1 protein-coding gene is annotated in these 343 nt (G+C 54.8%); it reads left to right on the forward strand.

Features of this window, described 5'->3' with window-relative positions; genetic code table 11:
- Positions 1-54 precede the first annotated feature (54 nt).
- Positions 55-343 (forward strand): RNA methyltransferase (locus GB932_RS00985; protein WP_497755940.1); only part of this gene is annotated, 289 nt, incomplete at its 3' end.

Raw genomic sequence — 343 nt, forward strand, 5'->3', positions numbered from 1 at the left:
TAAACGGTAAAAGACGGCGCTATGTGGATTGGCATAATTAGCCTGTTTCCTGAAATGTTCCGCGCGATTACCGATTATGGGGTAACTGGCCGGGCAGTAAAAAATGGCCTGCTGAGCATCGAGAGCTGGAGTCCACGAGATTTCGCTCATGACCGGCACCGTACCGTGGACGAACGTCCTTACGGCGGCGGACCGGGGATGCTAATGATGGTGCAACCTTTGCGGGATGCCATCTCAGCAGCAAGAGCCGCGGCAGGTGAAGGCGCAAAGGTGATTTATCTGTCACCTCAGGGACGCAAGCTTGATCAAGCGGGCGTGAGCGAACTGGCAACGAATCAAAAGC

The sequence above is a fragment of the Microbacterium karelineae genome, assembly GCF_009745985.1.
Taxonomy (GTDB): Bacteria; Actinomycetota; Actinomycetes; order Actinomycetales; family Microbacteriaceae; genus Microbacterium; species Microbacterium karelineae.